20 protein-coding genes are annotated in these 21168 nt (G+C 68.3%); 17 read left to right on the forward strand and 3 right to left on the reverse strand.

Annotated features, from left to right (window positions below; genetic code table 11):
- Positions 1-268: 268 nt before the first annotated feature.
- Complete coding sequence (locus VZQ01_RS39580; RefSeq protein WP_223747456.1) at positions 269-481, reverse strand: hypothetical protein; 213 nt, start codon at positions 479-481, stop codon at positions 269-271.
- 571 nt (positions 482-1052) lie between these two features.
- Between VZQ01_RS39580 and VZQ01_RS39585 the strand changes: the two genes are divergently transcribed.
- The gene (locus VZQ01_RS39585) at positions 1053-2675 is read left to right on the forward strand and encodes a bifunctional 3-(3-hydroxy-phenyl)propionate/3-hydroxycinnamic acid hydroxylase (protein ID WP_223747457.1); all 1623 of its coding nucleotides are present in this window, start codon (positions 1053-1055) and stop codon (positions 2673-2675) included.
- 103 nt (positions 2676-2778) lie between these two features.
- Here VZQ01_RS39585 and VZQ01_RS39590 read toward each other — a convergent pair whose 3' ends face one another.
- Both VZQ01_RS39590 and VZQ01_RS39595 read right to left on the reverse strand, forming a co-directional pair.
- On the reverse strand, positions 2779-3522 hold the full coding sequence (locus VZQ01_RS39590) for a hypothetical protein (protein ID WP_074952194.1): 744 nt from the start codon (positions 3520-3522) through the stop codon (positions 2779-2781).
- Between the two features lie 19 nt (positions 3523-3541).
- On the reverse strand, positions 3542-5686 hold the full coding sequence (locus VZQ01_RS39595) for a hypothetical protein (protein ID WP_194869358.1): 2145 nt from the start codon (positions 5684-5686) through the stop codon (positions 3542-3544).
- Positions 5687-6331: 645 nt separating this feature from the next.
- On the opposite strand from VZQ01_RS39595, the gene VZQ01_RS39600 reads away from it, so the two are divergent.
- The 16 genes from VZQ01_RS39600 to VZQ01_RS39675 all read left to right on the forward strand — a co-directional run bounded on the left by VZQ01_RS39600 (position 6332) and on the right by VZQ01_RS39675 (position 21161).
- Complete coding sequence (locus VZQ01_RS39600) at positions 6332-6646, forward strand: histidine kinase (protein ID WP_426746224.1); 315 nt, start codon at positions 6332-6334, stop codon at positions 6644-6646.
- A 178-nt stretch (positions 6647-6824) separates the two neighbouring features.
- Positions 6825-8123, forward strand: a complete 1299-nt coding sequence (gene icd / locus VZQ01_RS39605; protein WP_267700801.1) for an NADP-dependent isocitrate dehydrogenase — start codon at positions 6825-6827, stop codon at positions 8121-8123.
- Between the two features lie 33 nt (positions 8124-8156).
- A complete protein-coding gene (gene mdh / locus VZQ01_RS39610; RefSeq protein WP_141328680.1) occupies positions 8157-9101 on the forward strand; it encodes a malate dehydrogenase in 945 nt (314 codons plus the stop codon).
- 219 nt (positions 9102-9320) lie between these two features.
- Positions 9321-11198 (forward strand): succinate dehydrogenase flavoprotein subunit, encoded by a 1878-nt coding sequence (sdhA, locus tag VZQ01_RS39615; RefSeq protein ID WP_267700802.1) that lies wholly within the window; start codon positions 9321-9323, stop codon positions 11196-11198.
- A gap of 83 nt (positions 11199-11281) precedes the next feature.
- Positions 11282-12088, forward strand: coding sequence for a succinate dehydrogenase iron-sulfur subunit (sdhB, locus tag VZQ01_RS39620; protein WP_426746225.1), 807 nt, complete (start codon positions 11282-11284; stop codon positions 12086-12088).
- A gap of 267 nt (positions 12089-12355) precedes the next feature.
- Positions 12356-13516, forward strand: a complete 1161-nt coding sequence (sucC, locus tag VZQ01_RS39625) for an ADP-forming succinate--CoA ligase subunit beta (protein WP_046714051.1) — start codon at positions 12356-12358, stop codon at positions 13514-13516.
- A 36-nt stretch (positions 13517-13552) separates the two neighbouring features.
- Positions 13553-14449, forward strand: coding sequence for a succinate--CoA ligase subunit alpha (gene sucD, locus VZQ01_RS39630; protein WP_141328676.1), 897 nt, complete (start codon positions 13553-13555; stop codon positions 14447-14449).
- Positions 14450-14479: 30 nt separating this feature from the next.
- Complete coding sequence (gene ndk, locus VZQ01_RS39635; RefSeq protein WP_046714049.1) at positions 14480-14923, forward strand: nucleoside-diphosphate kinase; 444 nt, start codon at positions 14480-14482, stop codon at positions 14921-14923.
- A 225-nt stretch (positions 14924-15148) separates the two neighbouring features.
- Entirely contained in the window at positions 15149-16285 is a 1137-nt protein-coding gene (gene rlmN, locus VZQ01_RS39640; RefSeq protein WP_426746227.1) for a dual-specificity RNA methyltransferase RlmN, read from the forward strand.
- A gap of 89 nt (positions 16286-16374) precedes the next feature.
- Positions 16375-16638 carry a 30S ribosomal protein S16 gene (gene rpsP / locus VZQ01_RS39645; RefSeq protein WP_141328672.1) on the forward strand — a complete coding sequence of 88 codons (264 nt, stop codon included), beginning with the start codon at positions 16375-16377 and terminating at the stop codon, positions 16636-16638.
- Positions 16639-16664: 26 nt separating this feature from the next.
- Entirely contained in the window at positions 16665-16949 is a 285-nt protein-coding gene (locus VZQ01_RS39650; protein WP_046714046.1) for a KH domain-containing protein, read from the forward strand.
- Entirely contained in the window at positions 16946-17509 is a 564-nt protein-coding gene (gene rimM, locus VZQ01_RS39655; RefSeq protein WP_141328670.1) for a ribosome maturation factor RimM, read from the forward strand. The genes VZQ01_RS39650 and rimM overlap by 4 nt, the downstream gene beginning before the upstream one ends.
- Positions 17506-18249 (forward strand): tRNA (guanosine(37)-N1)-methyltransferase TrmD, encoded by a 744-nt coding sequence (gene trmD, locus VZQ01_RS39660; RefSeq protein ID WP_223747466.1) that lies wholly within the window; start codon positions 17506-17508, stop codon positions 18247-18249. The genes rimM and trmD overlap by 4 nt, the downstream gene beginning before the upstream one ends.
- Positions 18250-18370: 121 nt before the next feature.
- Positions 18371-18754 carry a 50S ribosomal protein L19 gene (rplS, locus tag VZQ01_RS39665; protein WP_223747467.1) on the forward strand — a complete coding sequence of 128 codons (384 nt, stop codon included), beginning with the start codon at positions 18371-18373 and terminating at the stop codon, positions 18752-18754.
- Between the two features lie 93 nt (positions 18755-18847).
- Complete coding sequence (locus VZQ01_RS39670) at positions 18848-20743, forward strand: AAA family ATPase (RefSeq protein ID WP_426746228.1); 1896 nt, start codon at positions 18848-18850, stop codon at positions 20741-20743.
- Positions 20744-20789: 46 nt separating this feature from the next.
- Positions 20790-21161 carry a YraN family protein gene (locus VZQ01_RS39675; protein ID WP_046714041.1) on the forward strand — a complete coding sequence of 124 codons (372 nt, stop codon included), beginning with the start codon at positions 20790-20792 and terminating at the stop codon, positions 21159-21161.
- Positions 21162-21168 lie beyond the last annotated feature (7 nt).

Genomic DNA, 21168 nt, shown 5'->3' on the forward strand with positions numbered 1-21168 from the left:
GGCGCGGCACTCGAAGTGGGAGGGGAGCAATACCCCGGGCGAAGGACCGGAACCAGCCCGCCGATACGCGGGAGGAGGAGCCACCGTGGATTGACAGGTCAATCAAGTGCGCGGCGAACCGCGAGGTCCCTGTCGTTTCCACCGGAGGGAGGCGGGCATGGAGCCCTCGAGGGCCCTTCATGCGCTCACCGTCGACGGTGGAGCAGGGTGTGTCCCGAGCATCACGAGGTGCCGGAGCCCCGGGGCTCACGGCGGCCCCGCCTGGGGCTCAGGACTCCGAGACGGGGTGGCCCCAGGGGTTGGTGCGCGGATACTCGCGGAGCATCGCGCTCAAGCGGTACGCCGCCGCCACCGTGGCGCTCATCCGGACCCGCCGGGTCAGGGAGGCTCCGCGGGCCGCCGTGTCGCCCAGCCGCGCCGCCTGCTGCGCGAGCTGACGCTCCACCTCGGGAGACCAACGGGAGAATTCGAGCCATTCCATGGAACTGCTCCTTCGCGAACCACGCGTGAGGGGGAAGCGCCACCTAACCACTGGCGATCTCCGAATGCACGACGCCGCGCGTTGCCCACGACGTCAATGCGGTGTTTCCGACAGCGATTCCTTCTGCCGTTCGACAACTGTGATTCGGTGTGAGTGCAATGTTGAAGTCCGTAAGGAATGTCTGCCCACCTTGACTCCTCGCGGGAACCCACCGGGTGGGGAGTGCACCCCCGCCTGCAACCGCGAACACCCAGGGGCTGATTCCAGAGGCTCGCCGAGGGGTGAAACTCAAACATGCAAGGAATTTTCCCCGGGGCGTTCTTTGAATCGAGAGGCACGGGGTCGGGGTGACGGGATGGGTCGCACGCTCGCCGGTGGAGTTGGCGAGGACTCGGGGCCGCATTGTTTGCGTGGGCCGAGTGAAAACGCGACGGCGGCGCCTTTCTGGAGTCCACTCGCGTGAGGGGACCGCGCGAGAGCGAGGGTGAATGGCCCGCTGATAATTCCAGCCATGGCCTGGGGGATGAATCATCAAAGGCAGCTCAACAACGAGACGACCCGGAGGGCGGACGTGGCTCCAGAAACTGTTGATGTCATCATCGTGGGATGTGGACCGGTCGGAGCGATGGCGGCCAACCTGCTCGGACTGCAGGGCGTCAGGACGCTCATCGTGGAGAAGGAGCTGTCCGCGCATGCCCAGTCGCGCGCCATCAGCCTGGATGACGAGGCGCAGCGCATCTTCCAGTCCGCGGGCCTGGAGGGAGAGCTGGGGCCGGGCTTCCATCCCTGCAAGACGCTGCGCTACCTGGATGACCGCCTGCGCGTGCTCGCGGAGGTGGACTTCACGAAGCTGGACCGCCCCTACGGGCATGACGTGGCCACCTTCTTCCAGCAGCCGCGGATGGAGGCGATGCTGCGCAAGGGCATGGCGCGCTTCGAGCACGTGGAGCTGTGGCAGGGCCACGAGGTCGAATCCTTCGTGCAGGACGCAGAGGGCCTCACGGTGCGCGTGCGCGAGCTCGCCAGCGAGCGGGTGCTCACCGTCCGCGCCCGCTACCTGCTTGCGTGCGACGGCGCGCACAGCCCCATCCGACGCAAGCTGGGCCTGAAGCTCGAGGGCACCACGGGCCTGGAGCACGCGCTCGCCATCACCGTGAGCACGTCGTCGCCGGAGCCCGACTACACCAGCTACCTGTGTGGCCCGAAGCGCCGCGGGTTCATCGCGCGCACCGCGCGGGACGAGATGCGCTTCGACATCATCGTCGACCCGGACGCGGACCTGGAGGCGGTGCGGCAGCCGGACCACGTGCGCACGCTCATCGCGCCGTACATCGACCCGTCGACGGTGAAGATCCGCTCCATCAACGTCCACTCGTACCACTCGCGCCTGGTGGACCGCTGGCGGGTGGGACGCGCCTTCCTGATGGGGGACGCCGCGCACCTGATGCCGCCGTTCCTGGGCCAGGGCCTGTGCGCGGGCTTCCGCGACGCGGCGAACCTGACCTGGAAGCTGGCGCGGGTGCTGGACGGCTCGGCGGACGACTCGCTCTTGGATACGTACGAGCAGGAGCGGCGCGGCCACGTGGCCGAGGTCATCAAGAGCTCGGACGCCATGGGCCGGGTGATGATGTCCGGAGGCCAGGTGCTCTCGCGCGTGCGCAACGCGCTCATCCAGCTCCTCTACCGCCTGCCCGTCACCGGGGAGTTCATCCGCCAGTTCAAGGTGAAGCCCGTCTTCGCGCTGGAGCAGGGGTTCCTGCTCGGCGCGCGACGCAAGAAGGCCGCGCCGGAGGGCACCTACTTCCCGCAGCCGCGCGTGGAGGTGCTCGAGGGGCAGCGGGTCCTGCTGGACCACGTGCTGGGCGATGGCTTCGTCGTGCTCACGCGGCCGGGCGCCTCGCAGGACCTGCAGCGGGAGGCCCGTGCGCTGGCGGCGGAGCTGGGCGCGCGTGCGTGGACCGTGCTCTCCGCGGAGCGCATCGGCGAGCCTCCGCCGGAGGCGCTCGTGGACACGGAGGGCCGGCTGGTCGCGTGGTTCGCCCGCCACGGCAAGGACGTGGTGGTGCTGCGCCCGGACCGCTACGTGTTCGGCACGGCGACGGGGCCGGAGCTGGAGGGGCTTCGCCGCTCGCTGCGTGGACGCATCCGTCCGCGCGCGCGCACGGCGGACGCGGTGGTGCGTCGCGCGGGGTAGGTCGGTGGAACACGACGGGGCGCCCAGGCCGATTCCTCGGCCCGTGACGCCCCCGGGGCATGACTGAGCGGGGCTCGCCTTCCGAGCGGGCCCCGGTGGGACCTCAAGCCGCGGCGGGCTTGATCATCTGCTGGGCGCGCTCGACACAGTCGCCCATGAAGCGCAGGTAGATGTCCAGCGCCTGCGCGCCCGTCTTGCCGATGACCGCGGTCTTCTCCGGGACCTGGTCCAGCAGCTTGCCGAGCATGACCTCGTTGAGCGCGGTGTGGCCCACGTCCAGCTCCGCGTGCTCCTTCACGAAGGACATGGCCTCCATGATGTCCTCGCCACAGACGCGCTTGGCCTGCTCCATCAGCCCGGGCGCGAACACGACGGACAGGTTCTCGATTTCATATTCGATGGCCACCTGCGCCGCCGGCATCTCGCCGACGATGGTGTCCTCGTGGATCTTCCGGTACTCGACCATCGCCTGCGTGGGCGTCTGGCTCAAGAGCGCGTTCACGTCCAGCTGCGGAGAGCGGCGCGAGTTCCACCGGGCCACCAGGTTCTTGGTGTCCTCGATCATCATCAGGTGGTGGCCCTCCTCGTGCTTCGCGTGGGTGATGAGCTTCTCGCCCACGTCCTTGAGGCCCATCTTCACGGAGGCCTCGCCCGCGCGGCGGATCCACTTGTCCACCGGCTCCGTCATGTAGACACCCAGCGAGTTGAGCTGGATGAGGAAGCCCTCCACGAGCGCCGGGTCCACGTTGGGATCCAGCAGCGCCTTCAGGGCGGGGGACGTCTTGAGGCGCTCGCGCACGGGGGCCACGTGCGGAACATAGTTCTGCTCCACGAATTGCTTGCTCATGTGTCTACCTCTGGGGCGTTTAGCGAGGGTTGTGGGCGCCGCGGCGCCCGATGGTCAGCTCACTGATGTGCTCGAGGAAGTCCGGAATCAGCTTGGAGGAGATGATCCACATGTAGGGATCGGGCCCTCCGTGGATGCCGGCCTCCTGCACGTAATCCCCCCCCTCGTCCTCACATAGGAAGTGGAACGAGGTGCGGCGGCGCGCCGCGTACCACCGGCGCGCGGCGTCCACCAATGCGACATAGGTGGACGGTCCTTCTTCGGTCAGCGGGAACAGGCGGGCCATGTCCAGCAGGCAGTACAGGTTCGTGCCCCGCTGACCCAGCTCCAGCACCGTCGCGGCCACGGGGACTCCGTTGCGCCGCGCGACCAGGATCTCCCGCTCACGCTCGAGATTGAACTGCTTCCAGCGCGCCTGCACCGGACGCATGTCGATGCGCTCGCGCGTGAAGTCCAGCGCGTCCACGTAGCAGGCGGGGCGGGTGCGCGCGATGGTGTCCGCCAGCAGCGTCAGCTCCTGCGCCGTCGCGAGGCCAATCTGGATGCCCTCGTGCGCGCGGCCCGTCTGCTCGTGCGTGTACACGTCCAGCATGTGCACCTTGCGCGTGAAGGCCAGGCCCTGGCCCGTCTCCATCTGCCGCTCGGCGTAGCGCACGTGCGCCTTGGCGATCCACGGGTTGAGCGCCTCCACGTAGGCCACCACCCAGCGGAAGTCCGGGTCGCTCTGCGGATGCTCGAAGGTGCGCACGTACAAGTCGCGCATGATCTGCCCCGGCTCCTGCACGCTCGGGGGCGGCTTGCCGGGACGCTTGGCGACCTGGTGCCCCATCCACGCGTGGCGGTAGGGCTTCATGAAGGACAGCGTCGCCTCGGGGCCGCGCTCGGACGGCCACACCGCCTGGCAGAACAGCTGCGGAATCTCCGCGCCGCGCTTGGCCATGCTCCGGAAGGCCAGCCGCTGCTCCTCGAACTCCTCGGACGTCTTGCCCGCGAGGCTGAAGAAGCCCGAGCGGGTGAACAAATCCCACAGCCCGTCCTCCATGTTCTCGCTGGTGCGAGTGGCGGGGGACGTCGTCTGCGACACGAAGCGCACCCAGCGCGCCTCGTCCACGGAGTAGGGCTGCACGCTCAGGCCGCACAGCATGTAGCCATCCGCGCGGGGGCTGGTGACGTAGCGGATCTCCCCGCGCAACGTCAGCGTCTGGCCCTCGCCCGTCTGCAGCTCGATGTGCGGCGGCAGCAGGCCGGGGAACATCAGGTCCTCGGGCTTGCAGCGCAGGCACAGGCCGGAGAACGACAGGTCCACCACGTCGCGCTGCAGCTCGCCCAGCTCCCGCCACAGCGGGTGATGGAAGCGCACGTTCGCGCCCGCGGGGGCGGGGACGCGGCGGTGCCAGCGGTGACGGATGCGGGAGATGCGCGTGGGCAGCTGCGTGTAGAGCCGCTCGCCGTCGCCGCTGCCGCCGTCCAGGCGCATGCGGTACGCGCTGTTGTAGCCGATGACGTCCACGTCGAAGGGCGCCTCGCCCCACTCGGTGACGGGCTCCTCGGAGCGCCACTCCAGCTGCGACGTCGCCGTGTTGAAGCGCTCGAGCACCATGCGCACCGAGCGGCCCTTGCGGCGCAGCACGCCGTTGTTCCCGGACGCGCAGATGGCCACCAGGATGGAGCGGATGCGCTCGGCCTGCTCGATGGTGTCCTGCACCGGCAGCACCGACGCCGCCGGCTCCGCCACGCCGTTCTTCAGCGCGTCCGCCAGCAGGGAGAGGATCTGCCGGCCCTGCTCCACCGTCACGCCCACCAGCTGCAGGCCGACGGGCGCGCTCGCCGTCTCCGCGTCCGCGCGGATGAACGCGCCGACCAGGGGACCGATGGTGAGCCCACGGCCCTTGAGGAAGACGGGAAGGGTGGGGCCCTCGGCGTGCGTCACGGGACCGCGCGGCATCACCCAGACCACGGTGGGGCTCAGTCGCGTCACCTCACCGAGCGTCGCGTCCAGCGTGCCCAGCGAGCACGTGATGGCGTTGGCGCCCCGGCCGTGCAGCGAATAGCCCGAGTCGTCCAGCGCGGCTTCCGCTGGCGGCAGCGGAATCACATTGATGAAAGCGTCGCGGCTATCGAACTCGACCGTCCGCCGGTCGGAGAGCGGGTTTCCCCCTTCCATGTCCAGGAGCCCCCTTCTCCGGTAGTGAGGAACGCCTGATGCGGATGGCGAAGTTGCAAGCACAACAGTTCCTCCCTGCTCCAGCGGTGCTGCGGTGGGCGGCATTTCGCTATGGGTCCGTATCATACGGAGTCGAGAGGAACAGTCAAATCGAATTTGTGCAGCCTTGCTGTTTTCGTCAAGGCCGGAATCTAGGGCACTGGGTCAACCGTGACAGGCCATTTCTCCAAGTTTCACGAACTGCATGCCCGGCACCCGACAACGGCACGGCCAAGATGTCGCGAAGCTGTAATGTCTCCAGTCAACCACGCCCTGCGTACTTTCTCGTAGTGAAATGGAGCGCGTCGGATTCCGCCAGTAAAGTCCCTCTGTAGGGCCAACGGGACGAGGTGCGGCATGAGCGCGGCGCGGGATTGGGTGGACAGGACGTCGGGTGAAGCCGGGGCGGCGCCCCAGGCTGCTTCCCCGAGGGCCTTGCTGGCGTCGGTGGAGGGTCCGGATTCCCAGCAAGTGGATGTCGCGGCGCTCATGGAAGAAGCCCTGGAATTGCTGGAAGCCACGCGAAGAATCCACGGCATCGAAGTGAAACTGGAACTTCCAGGGGAAACCGTTCTGGCGCGGACAGGGGCGCGACGTACACGGCAGGTGTTGCTGCTGTTGCTGTCGCACGCGGCGGACCACGCGGGGGAGGGAAGTGTGCGCGTGGTGCTGGACGCGCCGGATGACTTCGGTGACGAGCCGCCGCGCTTCCAGGTGGTGACGTCCGCGGCGCGGCTGTCCGCGCGCGAGCTCCAGGCGGTGTTCCTGTCGCCCATGCTGGTGGGGCCCGCGCATCGTCGGCTCGCCCGGGCGCGGGAGCTGGTGGAGTCCGTGGGCGGGGCGCTCGGCGTGGAGCGCGGCGATGGCGAGGGCCTCACGGTGACGGTGGAGCTTCCCGCGCCGGGCCTCGCCTGCTGGTAGGTCGGTGCGCAGGCGCGGTCCTCCAGGCCTGGCGCGCGTGCCCGAGCGCATGCGGCGCCGCTGGGTCCGATAAGTCCTGCAACCTGGAGGAGCGGCCAAACTCCTTGACGGGAGGGGGGCGGGTTCTCGACTATCCCGCGCCAATTCTTACACGGCCACACCTTCCAGGAGTACGTCCATGGCTCCCCCGACTTCCGGCGAGAAGATCACCCTCCAGAACGGCAAGCTGTCCGTGCCGGACCATCCGATCATCCCCTACATCGAGGGCGACGGCACGGGCCGCGACATCTGGCGCGCGTCCCAGGCCGTGTTCGACGCCGCGGTGGAGAAGGCCTACAAGGGCAAGAAGAAGATCGCCTGGCATGAGGTCCTCGCCGGCGAGAAGTCCTTCAAGCAGGTCAACAACTGGCTTCCCGACGAGACGGTCGAGGCCTTCCGCACCTACCTGGTCGGCATCAAGGGCCCGCTGACGACGCCGGTGGGCGGCGGCATCCGCTCGCTGAACGTGGCGCTGCGCCAGCTGCTCGACCTGTACGTCTGCCTGCGCCCCGTGCGCTACTTCAAGGGCGTGCCCAGCCCGGTCAAGTCGCCGGACAAGGTGGACATGACCATCTTCCGTGAGAACACGGAGGACATCTACGCGGGCATCGAGTTCGAGGCCGGCAGCCCCGCGGCGGCGAAGTTCCTGGACCTGCTGAAGAAGGAGTTCCCGAAGGAGTTCGGGAAGATCCGCTTCCCGTCCGACATCGGCCTGGGCGTCAAGCCCGTGTCCAAGGAGGGCAGCGATCGGCTCATCCGCGCGGCCATCCAGTACGCGGTGGACCACAAGCGCAAGAGCGTCACGCTGGTCCACAAGGGCAACATCATGAAGTTCACCGAGGGCGCCTTCCGCAAGTGGGGCTACGAGCTGGCCGCCCGGGAGTTCGGTGACAAGGTCTACACGTGGGACCAGTGGGAGGTGACGAAGGCCGCCAAGGGCGAGGAGGCCGCCAACGCCGAGCAGAAGGCCGCCGTGGCCGCCGGCAAGATCGTCATCAAGGACTCCATCGCGGACATCACGCTGCAGCAGGTGCTCACGCGTCCGGACGAGTTCGACGTCATCGCCACGCTGAACCTCAACGGCGACTACCTGTCGGACGCGCTGGCGGCGCAGGTGGGCGGCATCGGCATCGCCCCGGGCGGCAACATCAACTACGTCACGGGCCACGCGGTGTTCGAGGCCACGCACGGCACGGCGCCCAAGTACGCGGACCAGGACAAGGTGAACCCGGGCTCGGTCATCCTCTCCGGTGAGATGATGTTCCGGCACCTGGGCTGGCACGAGGCCGCGGACCTGATGATCCAGGGCATGGACCGCGCCATCGCCGCCAAGACGGTGACGTACGACTTCGCCCGCCTGATGAAGCAGGAGGGGCAGTCCGGGGTGACCGAGGTGAAGTGCTCCGAGTTCGGTCAGGCCATCATCAAGCACATGTAGTCCCCTCGCGGGGAATTGGGAGACGGCGAAGCCATGGCTCAGAATCGCAAGAAGAAGATTGGCCTCATCGGTGGCGGGCAGATCGGCGGCAACCTCGCGCTGCTGGCGGTGCAGAAGTCGCTCGGTGACGTGTTCCTGTACGACATCCCGGCGGCCGAAGGCCTGGTCAAGGGCAAGGCCCTGGACATCAACCAGCTGGCGGCGGTGGACGGCTACGACTGCCGCGTCACCGGCACCACGGACTGGAAGGATGTCGCTGGCTCGGACGTGATCATCATCACGGCCGGCATGCCCCGCAAGCCGGGCATGAGCCGCGAGGACCTGCTGGAGATCAACCTCAAGATCATGACGGACGTGGCGGGCAACATCAAGCAGCACGCCCCCAACGCCTTCGTCATCAACGTGGCGAACCCGCTGGACGCGATGGTGTTCGCGCTCCACAAGATCGCCGGCCTGCCGGACAACATGGTCGTGGGCATGGCGGGCGTGCTGGACACCAGCCGCTTCAAGTGCTTCGTGGCCGAGGCGCTCGGCTGCTCCATCCGTGACGTGGAGGCGCTGGTGCTCGGCGGCCACGGCGACGACATGGTGCCCCTGGTGCGTCACAGCACCGTGGGCGGCGTGCCCCTCACGGAGCTCATCGCGAAGGACAAGCTGGACGCCATCGTCAAGCGCACCCGCGAGGGCGGCGCGGAGCTGGTCGGCCTGTACAAGACGGGCAGCGCCTACTTCGGGCCCGCGGCCTCCTCCATCGCCATGGCGGAGAGCTTCATCTTCGACCGCAAGCGCATCCTGCCGGGCGCGGCCCTGCTCAAGGGCCAGTACGGCATCAACGGCTACTTCTTCGGGACCCCCGTGCAGATCGGCGCGGGCGGCATCGAGAAGGTCATCACCGTCGACCTGAACGACGCCGAGAAGGCCGAGCTGGAGAAGTCCTTCCAGTCGGTCAAGAAGACGGTCGACTCCGTCAAGCTGTAGGCTGTTCCAGTCAGAAGCCCGTCGGGAACCCCCGGCGGGCTTCTTGGCTGATGCCGCGAATGACGCGGGCTTATCGAGTTTCTCGCCGCCGTTGCGGCGTGCTTCCAGCAAGTTAACTAGCCTGTAGAACTCGCACGGAGATGTCCGGAGCGTGGCGCGCCGGTTGTGGCGGGCCGGCTGACGGCAGGCGCCCTGGATCCGGCGGTCAAGGAGACGATGATGGCAGCAGCAGCGCGGTTCACAGTGGTGGGCGGCGGTCTCGCCGGGCTGATGACGACGATCAAGCTCGCGGAGGCGGGCCACCAGGTGGATGTGCTCTCGCTCGTCCCGGTGAAGCGCTCTCACTCGGTCTGCGCGCAGGGAGGCATCAACGGCGCGGTGAACACCAAGGGAGAGGGTGACCACCCGGAGATCCACGTCAAGGACACGCTGCGCGGCGGCGACTTCCTGGCCGAGCAGATCTCCGTGAAGGGCATGTGCTACGCGGCCCCCGGCATCATCTACCTGCTGGACCGCATGGGCGTGACGTTCAACCGCACGCCGGAGGGCCTCTTGGACTTCCGCCGCTTCGGCGGCACGCTCCACCACCGCACCGCCTTCGCCGGCGCCACGACGGGCCAGCAGCTGCTCTACGCGCTGGACGAGCAGGTCCGCCGCTACGAGGCCGAGGGCAAGGTCACCAAGTACGAGTACTGGGAGTGGCTCGGCACGGTGAAGGACGAGGGCGGCCGCTGCATCGGCAGCGTGGCCGTGGACCTCCGGACGATGGAGATCCGCACCTTCCCGGCGGAGGCCGTGTGCCTGGCCACGGGTGGCCCGGGCATCGTCTTCGGCCGCTCCACCAACTCCGTCATCAACACCGGCACCGCCGCGGGTCGCGCCTACATGGAGGGCGCCATCTACGCCAACGGCGAGTTCATCCAGGTGCACCCGACGTCGATTCCGGGCGAGGACAAGCTGCGCCTGATGAGCGAGTCGGTGCGCGGCGAGGGTGGCCGCGTCTGGGTGCCGCGCAAGAAGGGCGACACGCGCGGGCCCCGGGACATCCCGGAGAGCGAGCGCTGGTACTTCCTCGAGGAGAAGTACCCCAAGTACAAGAACCTGGTCCCCCGCGACGTCGCCACGCGCGAGATCTTCATGGTCTGCCGCGACCTGGGCCTGGGCGTTGGCGGGCGCGACGGCGTGTACCTGGACGTCACGCACATCCCGGCCAAGACGCTCGACGCGAAGATCAAGGGCGTGATGGAGATCTACGAGAAGTTCGTCGGAGATGATCCGCGCGTCACGCCGATGGTCATCTTCCCGGGCATGCACTACTCGATGGGCGGCCTGTACGTGACGTTCGAGGCCGACTCGAAGACGCTCACGCCGCTCGAGGGCAGCCCCAAGAACCAGTCCACCAACATCCCGGGCCTGTACGCCGCGGGCGAGGCGGACTACGCGTTCCACGGCGGCAACCGCCTGGGCGCCAACTCGCTGCTCTCCTGCATCTACTCGGGGATGATCGGCGGCCCGGCCATGGCGTCCTTCGCCAAGAGCCAGACGACGAGCGCGGCGGCCATGCCGGAGAAGTACTTCCAGGACGCCAGGCGCTACTGGGAGGACCGGTTCGCCACCATCAAGAAGATGGCGGGCCCGGAGAACCCGTACGGCCTGGCGCAGGAACTGGGCGACGTGATGACGGAGAACTGCACCGTCGTGCGCTACAACGACCGCCTGAAGAAGACGGTGGAGAAGATCCGCGAGCTGAAGGGCCGCTGGAAGAGCGTCAACGTGCTGGACACGGGCAACTCGTCCAACCGCTCGATGTCGTTCGTCAACCAGCTCTGGAACATGCTGGAGCTGGGCGAGGTCATCGCCACGAGCGCGCTCTTGCGCGACGAGAGCCGCGGCGCGCACTACAAGCCGGACTTCTCGCTGCCCGAGCCGAAGACGAAGGATCCCAACGACGATCCCGCCTGGATGGCGCTGTGGCAGGCGCGCCACGACAAGTGGGCGAAGACGACCATCGCGAAGTACGCGGAGCAGGGGCCGAACATCTCCTACGAGGATGTGCCGACGCCCGTGCTGAAGCCCGAGCCGCGCTGGTACGCGTAAGGCACCGGGGAACTTTCTGGGCGTGCCCGCGCCTGAATCGCGCGGGCCCCCGTAACTGACTTGGAAGCGAAGGGTCGAGCGACATGGACACCGCACAGGCAGGCGCCGTCAGCAGCCAAACCATCTCCTTCCGCATCTGGCGGCAGGATGATCCGAACCAGCCGGGCCACTACGAGGAGTTCAAGGTCCCGTATCGCAAGGGCGCCAACGTCATCTCGTGCCTGATGGAGATCCAGCGCAACCCCGTCACCGTGGAGGGCAAGAAGGTTGCGCCGGTGGTGTGGGACGCCGCGTGCCTCGAGGAGGTCTGCGGCAGCTGCGCGATGAACATCAACGGCCGCGTGCGCATGGCCTGCTCGGCGCTCATCGACAAGCTGGAGCAGCCGATCACGCTGGAGCCCATGAGCAAGTTCCCGGTGGTCCGGGACCTGGCCGTGGACCGCAGCCGCATGTTCGAGGCCCTCAAGAAGGTGAAGGGCTGGATCCCGACGGACGGCACGCACAACCTGGGCCCCGGCCCGCGCCAGTCCCCGATGGACCAGTCCACCATGTACGTGCTGTCCACGTGCATCACGTGCGGCAGCTGCCTGGAGGCGTGCCCGCAGGTGACCCTGGGCAACGACTTCGTGGGCGCCGCGGCCATCAGCCAGGCCCGCCTGTTCAACATGAACCCCACGGGCAAGCTCAACTCCGAGGAGCGCGTGCGCGCGCTCATGGGCCCCGGCGGCGTGCAGGACTGCGGCAAGGCGCAGAACTGCGTGAAGGTCTGCCCGAAGGAGATCCCCCTCACCACCTCCATCGCGATGATGAACCGCCAGGTGACCAAGCTGGTCATCAAGGACCTCTTCTCGCAGGAGGAGGAGAAGAAGGGCCACAGCGGTCCAGGGTGACGCTCGCGCGGGCGCTCCGCCGTGTCCTCGGCCCCGCGCCGGTCTCCCTCGTGGAGCCCGGGCGGGGCTGTTGACGTTCCAGGGGCAGGGGCGCGGTGAAGGGCGCCTCATCTGCCCGGACATTCCTGGTTATCAGCGGTCCACACCGTGCCGCACCGCGGTGCCTGTCGGGTCAAACGGCCTTGCCATCCGTCGGTTTCTGCGCAATGAGGGCGACGCGCTGACGCCTGTAAGGGGTCGTCCCCCTCGTCTCCACATGGAGCCTCGATGAAGATCCACGAGTACCAGGGCAAGGAAATCTTCCGGAAGTACGGCGTGCCCACGCCGAAGGGAATCCTCGCGCTCTCGCCCAACGACGCGGAGGCCGCGGCGAAGACGCTCGGCACGCCCGTCGTGGTGGTGAAGGCCCAGATCCACGCCGGTGGTCGTGGCAAGGGCGGCGGCGTGAAGCTCGCCAAGAGCCCCGCCGAGGCGAAGGAGCTGGCCAAGCAGATGCTTGGCATGAAGCTCAAGACCATCCAGACCGGGCCCGAGGGCCAGACGGTCCACAAGGTCTACATCGAGCAGGGGCTCGACATCGGCCAGGAGCTGTACCTGGGCGTGACGCTCGACCGCGCCACCAGCCGCGTTACCTTCATGGCGTCCCGCGAGGGCGGCGTGGAGATTGAGGAAGTGGCGGAGAAGCACCCGGAGAAGATCCTCCGCGAGACGGTGGATCCGGCGGTGGGCTTCCTGGACTTCCAGGGCCGCAAGCTGGCCTTCGGCCTGGGCCTGACGGGCCCGACGGTGAACAAGTTCGTCCAGTTCTGCACCGCGCTCTACAAGATGTTCGTGGAGACGGACGCGTCCCTGGTGGAGATCAACCCGCTGGTCATCCTGAAGGATGGCGGCGTGGTGGCGCTCGACGCGAAGGTGACCTTCGACGAGAACGCGCTCTACCGGCACAAGGACCTGCTCGAGTACCGCGACCTCGCCGAGGAGGAGGCGCGCGAGACGCAGGCCAAGGAGTGGGACCTGGCGTACATCGCGCTCGATGGCAACATCGGCTGCATGGTGAACGGCGCGGGCCTGGCCATGGCCACCATGGACACCATCAAGCTGGTGGGCGGTGAGCCGGCCAACTTCCTGGACGTGGGCGGTGGCGCGACGAAGGAGAAGGTGACGGCGGCCTTCAAGCTCATCCTGGCCGACCCTGCGGTGAAGGCGGTGCTGGTCAACATCTTCGGCGGCATCATGAAGTGCGACGTCATCGCCGAGGGCATCATCGCCGCGGCGAAGGAGGTCCAGCTCAAGGTCCCGCTCGTGGTGCGCCTGGAAGGCACCAACGTGGAGCTGGGCAAGCAACTGCTCAGCAACTCCGGCCTCGCCATCACCCCGGCGGACAACCTGCGTCAGGCGGCCGAGAAGGCCGTCGCCGCGCTGAAGTAGTCCGCGCGCTTCATTGCCCACACCTTAAGGAGCGCCATGAGCATCCTCGTCAACGAAAACACGAAGGTCCTCTGCCAGGGCATCACCGGCTCGGCGGGCTCGTTCCACTCGAAGCAGATGCTGGAGTACGGCACGAAGCTCGTGGCCGGCGTGACGCCGGGCAAGGGCGGCACCCAGTTCGAGGGCAAGGTTCCCGTGTATGACACGGTCGCCGACGCCGTGAAGCAGACGGGCGCGAACACGTCCGTCATCTTCGTCCCGCCCCCGTTCGCCGCCGACTCCATCATGGAGGCCGCCGACGCGGGCGTGTCCCTCATCATCACCATCACCGAGGGCATCCCCGTCCTCGACATGGTGCGCGCCAAGCGCTACCTGCAGGGCAAGCCGGGCGTGCGCCTCATCGGCCCGAACTGTCCTGGCGTCATCACCCCCGGCGCCAAGTGCAAGATCGGCATCATGCCGGGCCACATCCACAAGCCGGGCCGCATCGGCGTGGTGTCGCGCTCGGGCACGCTGACGTACGAGGCGGTGCACCAGCTCACCCAGCTGGGCCTGGGCCAGTCGACGGCCGTGGGCATCGGCGGAGACCCGGTCAACGGCACCGACTTCGTGGACGTGCTGAAGCTGTTCCAGGCGGACCCGGACACGGACGCCGTCATCATGATCGGTGAGATCGGCGGCAGCGCCGAGGAGGCGGGCGCGGAGTACGTGGCCCGCGAGTTCACCAAGCCCATCGCCGGCTTCATCGCCGGCCAGTCGGCGCCCCCGGGCAAGCGCATGGGCCACGCCGGCGCCATCATCTCCGGCGGCAAGGGCACGGCGACGGAGAAGATCAAGGCGATGGAGGCCGCGGGCATCCTGATGGCCGCCAGCCCCGCCGAGCTGGGCACCACCCTCCAGGAGGCCGTCAAGCGCGGCCCCAAGAAGCGCTAACACCCCTTAAAGGGAAAAGGAGCCAGTCACATGGCCATCGAGCGTACGCTGTCCATCATCAAGCCGGACGGTCTGCAGAAGGGCGTCATCGGGAAGATCATCAGCCGCTTCGAGGAGAAGGGTCTGAAGCCGGTCGCCATCCGGCTCCAGCAGCTCTCCCAGAAGGAGGCCGAGGGCTTCTACGCGGTCCACAAGGCCCGGCCCTTCTTCAAGGACCTGGTGCAGTTCATGATCTCCGGCCCCGTCGTCCTGATGGTGCTCGAGGGCGAGAACGCCGTCCTGGGCAACCGCGACATCATGGGCGCCACCAACCCCGCGCAGGCGGCCGAGGGCACCATCCGCAAGGACTTCGCCACCAGCATCGACCAGAACACGGTCCACGGCTCCGACAGCCTGGAGAACGCGAAGAACGAGATCGCGTACTTCTTCCGGGAGACGGAGATCCAGCCGTACGAGTACACCGCCAAGAAGTAGGCGACAGGGCCCTTCCAAGGGCTCCTGACCCGCGGCCCGGTGTCGGCACCCGTCATGGGGCTGGCCCGGGCCGTTGGTTTTCGAGCGGGGCGGTGTGAGGATGCGTAGGGTTGGGGGAGGGGAGTGCGTTCCCGTGTCGACCTGGCGACCAGGGCCTCCTTTGACACCTCGACCCCAGGTGTGGGAAGGGACGCCCCCGGGCCCCCGTTTCACTGCGCGACGACGATGACCGAGACCTCCGCCACCGCCACCCTTCCCGTCACGGAGCCCTTGCCGGCGCCTGCTCCCGCGAAGCTCGTGGACGTGGCCAGCCTGTCCATGGAGGGGCTCACCCGCTTCGTCACCGAGCAGCTGGGCGAGCGCGCCTTCCGTGCCCCGCAGATCTACCGCTGGCTGCACCAGCGCGGCGCCACCTCGTTCGACGAGATGACGGACCTGTCCAAGGCCTTCCGCGAGAAGCTCAAGGTCGCCGCGGAGATCATCCCGCTGGTGAAGGACCTGGAGCAGCGCAGCGTCGACGGCACCATCAAGTACCGGTGGAAGACGCGCGACGGGCGCTACATCGAGTCCGTCTACATGCCCTCCGAGGACCGCCGGACGCTGTGCGTGTCCACCCAGGTGGGCTGCGCCATGGCCTGCGGCTTCTGCATGACGGGCACCATGGGGCTCAAGCGCAACCTGACGCCCAGCGAGATCGTCGCGCAGGTGCACGCCGTCAATCGCGAGGTCCGCAAGAACGAGGGCCACGAGACGCTGCGTCCCTTGAGCAACCTCGTGTTCATGGGCATGGGCGAGCCCCTGCACAACTTCGAGAACCTCAAGACGGCGCTCGCCATCCTCCAGTCCGAGGACGGGCCCAACTTCAGCCACCGCCACATCACCGTCTCCACCGTCGGCCTCGTCCCCATGATCGAGCGCTTCGGCCAGGAGACGGACGTGAAGCTGGCCATCTCGCTCAACGCCAGCACGGACGAGCAGCGCAGCAAGACGATGCCCGTCAACCGCAAGTGGAACATCGCCGCGCTGTTGGACGCGTGCCGCAAGTTCCCGCTGCGCCAGGGCCGCCGCATCACCTTCGAGTACGTGCTCATCCAGGGCTTCAACGACAGCGATGAGGACGCGCACCGGCTCATCCAGCTGCTCAAGGGAATTCCGGCGAAGGTCAACCTGATTCCCTACAACGAGAACCCTGGCCTGGGGTTCCTCACCACCGCGGAAGAGCGGGCGGAGCAGTTCCGGGCCATCCTGTCGGACGGCCACGTGGCCGCCTACATCCGGAAGAATCGGGGCCGGGACATCGCGGGGGCCTGCGGGCAGCTCGCGAATCGTGGCGAGGCCACTCCGGCCGAAAGCACGACATAAAGTCCCGAGCTTCCTTGACAATCCCGCGGGTGCGGCGTTAAGAGCGCCACCCCGTTTACATCGTCGTTTCCTGTTCGCTGGAGCACTCCATGGCCGTCGTCCTCCGTCTTGCCCGCGCGGGCGCCAAGAAGAAGCCCTACTACCACGTGGTCGCTACCGACTCCCGCAACCCCCGGGATGGCAAGTTCATCGAGGCCGTCGGCGCGTACGACCCGAACCTCAACCCGCCCAAGGTGGAGTTCAACGAGGAGCGGCTGAACTACTGGCTGAAGACGGGCGCGACCCCCTCCGAGACCGTCGCGGACCTCATCAAGGTCAACGCGAAGGCCGTGAAGTCCACCCCCGCGGCTTGATCCGCGACCGGCTTTACTGAGCGGACGTGGAGCAACTCCTCACGTATCTGGCGCGGGCCCTGGTCGATCAACCTGACCAGGTGGGCCTGCGCATCTCCGAGGTGGACGGCGCACGGCTCTACGAGCTGAAGGTCGCCCCCGAGGATGTCGGCAAGGTCATCGGCCGTGACGGGCGCACCGTGAACGCCCTCCGGACGCTGCTCAATGCCGCCGCCCAGAAGTCTGGCCAGAAGGTCCGGCTGGAGATCCTGGACGACCGCCGCAACGCCGCCGGCACGCCGCCCGCCGCCGCACCGGACGCGTCGCGGTGACGCAGAAGCCCCTGCTGGAGCTGGGCTTCATCTCTCGCGCGCACGGGCTGCGGGGCGAGCTGGCGGTGCGTCCGTTCGACCCGGGCTCGCAGACGCTCTCCACCGTGGACCGGGTCCGCGTCCGCACCCGTGCGGGCGTGGAGCGGGACCTGGTGCTGGAGTCCCTGCGCCCCACGCCGAAGGAGGACATCGTCGCCTTCGAGGGCGTGGAGTCCCGCACCGAGGCCGAGGGGCTGGTGGGCTCCACGGTGTTCGTGTTCCGCGAGGACCTGGAGCCGCCCGAGGAGGGTGAGTTCTTCCAGGGAGACCTCCTGGGCCTGTCCGCCGTGGACGAGGCGGGGACGCCGCTGGGCAAGGTGGAGGAGATCTGGGCCACCGGTGAAGTGCCGAACCTGGTGATCCGCGCCGCGGGCCGGCAGGAGCTGGTGGTGCCGTTCGCGGACGAGTTCGTCCCGACGGTGGACCTGGCGGCCCAGCGCATCGTGATCCGTCCTCCCGAGTACGTGGAGGTCGGCCGGCGCGACGCCGACAAGGACGCCCCGGACGGGTCCGAGTCGTGAGCCCGCCGTATCCGGTGGAGCTGCTCACGCTGTTCCCTGGGATGGTGTCCGGCTACCTGGGCGCGAGCATCCTCGGCAAGGCCCAGGAGAAGGGCCTCTTGTCCGCCACCGTGACGGACATCCGCGAGTACGCCGAGGGCAAGCACCGTGTCACCGACGACGCGCCCTACGGAGGCGGTGCGGGCATGGTGATGAAGCCCGAGCCGCTGGTCGCGGCGATCAGCGCGGCGCGGGCCCGACTGCCCGGGGCGAAGGTGCTCTTGATGAGCCCTCGCGGCGCGACCTTCACCCAGGTCACCGCGCGCGAGCTGGTGGCGCACACCGCCGGGCTGATCCTGGTCTGCGGCCGCTACGAGGGCGTGGACGAGCGGGTGATGAGCCACCTGGACGGCGAGCTGTCGCTGGGGGACTTCGTGCTCACTGGCGGGGAGATCGCCGCGATGGCGGTGGTGGACGCGGTGGCGCGGCTGGTGCCCGGGGTGCTGGGCAACGTGGCGTCCTCGGTGTCGGAGAGCTTCGAGGAGGGGACGCTGGAGCATCCCCAGTACACCCGCCCGCCCGTGTTCCAGGGCGTCGAGGTGCCGGCGGCCCTCCAGTCCGGAGATCACGCGCGCATCGCCCGGTGGCGCCGGTGGAAGTCGCTGGTGCTCACGCGCGAGCGACGGCCGGACCTGTTCGCCCGCCTCACCCTGTCCAAGGCCGACGAGAAACTGCTGGCCCGACGGGAGGAAGAGCTGTAACCCTGGGGGTTCTTTGGGAGTCGGGCCTCAGCGGGCTTGTCCGACACCGCTCTCTCTGCTAGTACGGCCCGCTCTTTCACGCGTTCTCATCGCGTCAGCTTCCGCTTCACTGGAGTCCGAAATGCGTAACGCCGCCATTCAGCACGTCGAGGCCAAGTACCTGCGCCAGGACGTCACCTCGTTCCGTCCTGGTGACTCCGTGCGCGTCTTCTGGAAGGTGAAGGAGGGCGAGAAGGAGCGCGTTCAGGCGTTCGAGGGCACCGTCATCCGGAAGACCTCCGGCAGCCACCGCGCCACGTTCACCGTGCGCAAGATGTCCTTCGGCGTCGGCGTCGAGCGCATCTTCCCGCTGCACAGCCCCCGCTACGAGAAGATCGAGGTCCTCTCGCGCGGCCGCGTGAACCGCAGCCGTCTGTTCTACCTCCGCGACCTCAAGGGCAAGGCCGCCCGCGTGGACGTGCAGGAGGAGGCGGACACGACCCAGGGCAAGGGCGCGAAGGCCTGATTCCCTGAGTCCTCGTCGGCCCTCGGGCCGTCGTGAGAAGGAGCGTCCGATACCGGGCGCTCCTTTTTTCATTCGCGCTAACATGGACGCGCCATGCAATTCGTCGAGGTCGCCGTCCAGAATGTCCGGGGATTCACTGCCGCGGGCCGCTTCGCGCTGAAAGCCGGGTACCTCGTCCTCAAGCCGCCCTCGGCGGAGGCGAGTCCCTTCGCGGGCGTGCTGCTCGCGCTGCTCTACGCCGACGGGCGGGGCGGGGATGCGTCCTTCATCGCGCCGGGCGCGAAGTCCGGCAAGGCCGCGCTGACCTTCGTGGGCATCGACGGCGCCACGTACCGCGTGCTGCGCGAGCTGGGTGGCTCCGGGACGCTGCACCGGATGAACAAGACGACGCAGCAGCCGGAGCTGGTGTCGTCGGACGCCTCGGAGATGAACCAGTTCCTGCGCGGACAGGTGGGCCTGCCGCCGCGCACGAGCTTCGAGCAGCTCTACTGTCTGCAGCCGGGGCAGCTGCCGTCACGGCGCCCGCGCAAGGCCGTGGCGAAGGCGGCGGATCCGAAGACCTCCGGCAAGTTCCCGTCGCTGGCGAACGCGTCCTCGGTGGCCGCGGCGGAGGACATCCCCGCGGCGGAGGCGAAGGTGCGCGCGCTCGAGGCGGAGCTCGTCTCCGCGCGCGAGGTGGATCAGCTCCAGTTCAAGGTGGATGGGCTGTCGTCGCAGATCTTCGACGCGGACCAGCGCCTCAAGGGCACCGAGGGCCTCAAGGCGGCCATCCACGAGGCGGAGAACGCGTGGCGGGCCGCTCCGACGCCGCAGACGCTCGGCCTGCCCCAGGACATCCTCAACCGCGTGCAGCGCTACCCCAAGGCGCTGTCCCGGCGTGACGAGGCTTTGAATCGGCTGGGCGCGGACCGGGACGCGGACGCGGCGGACGTGCCGGACGCGGTGGAGCCGCTGACGCAGGACCGGATGTTCTGGTTGGGCATCGTGGTGGGCGTGTTGTTCCTCGGGTTGTCGTTGGGCCTGGGGCTCGGCGTGCACCGCGCGTTCCGCTACCTGGCGCTGCTGGACATCCCGGCCTTCGGCTTCGCGGCCTTCCTGGCGCTGCGCTACGTGGACGAGCTCCAGCGCGCCTCGCGCAAGGGCAGCAAGGAGGGGCGCTTCGACGCGCGCGAGAAGAAGATCCACGAGGAGTTCGAGGCCGAGGCCGCGCCGGTGCGCATGGCGCAGAAGGCGCTCGGCGTGGAGAGCCTGGACGAGATTCCCGCGGCGCTCGAGCGCAAGGAGCTGCTGGCCGCGCGGGTGGTGGAGCTGAAGGATCAGCTCGCGGCCGTGGAGGCCGACCCGGAGTTCGTGGCCGCGTCCACCCAGCGCCAGGCGCTCAAGGAGCAGATGGACGCGCTCAACGCGGAGCTGACGCGCAAGGGCTCCTACGTGCGCGACATCCGCGAGGTGGAGCGCGAGCTGGGGCGCGTGAAGGAGTCGATCACCCTGGCCAAGGCCCCGCCCGCGCCGGTGACGCAGGCGGATGGCTCGCCCGCGCCCGTGGAGCCGCTGGAGGACCCGTCTCCCGCCGTGTTGTCCCAGGCGGCGGACATCTTCACGACGGATGTGCTGAGCGTGCAGGGGATGCTCAAGGAGCGCTGCGTGCAGTACCTCACCGCGCTCACGGACCGGCGCTACCAGGGCGTCGAGTGGGACAAGGAGGGGCGGGCCTTCGCGCTCGCCTCGGGGCGCCGCGTGCCGGTGGGTGAGCTGCCGCCGAAGGACCTGGACCTCTACTACCTGGCGCTGCGGATGACGGTGGTGGAGAAGGGGAGCGCGCGGGTGAAGCGGCCCTTCGTCCTGGAGGACGTCTTCGCGGGCATGGACGAGGTGAAGCTGCCGCTCATCGCCCGCATGCTCAAGCACCTGGGCACCCTCACGCAGGTGGTCCACGTCACGTCGCACCCCGGCTTCGCCCAGATGTCGGACGGCACGGTTAACGTGTAGTCCGATGTGGCGGGTGCCCTCCATGGGGGAGGGAGCGGGAGGCGGGATGGGGCGTGGGGTGCGGCGGGAGTATGGGGATGAGGCGGAGGCGGCGGCGGTGCGGTACCTGGAGGAGCGGGGCTGGCGCGTGCGAGCCCGCAACTGGCTCTGTCGGTATGGCGAGCTGGACGTGGTGGCCGAGCGCGAGGAGCTCCTGTGCTTCGTGGAGGTGCGGATGCGCTCCACGGCGGTGTGGGGAGACCCGGCGCACACCGTGTCGTTCGCGAAGCAGCGTCGGGTGGTGAAGGCGGCGCTGCACTATCTCTTCGCGCATGAGCTCCAGGGGCGGATGATGCGCTTCGATGTGATAGCCGTTGTCGGGCGCGGCGAGCGGGCCACCGTGGAGCACATCCCCGGCGCCTTCGATGCGGGCATGTGAGGGAAGG

This window comes from Myxococcus faecalis, from assembly GCF_050039385.1.
Taxonomy (GTDB): Bacteria; Myxococcota; Myxococcia; order Myxococcales; family Myxococcaceae; genus Myxococcus; species Myxococcus fulvus.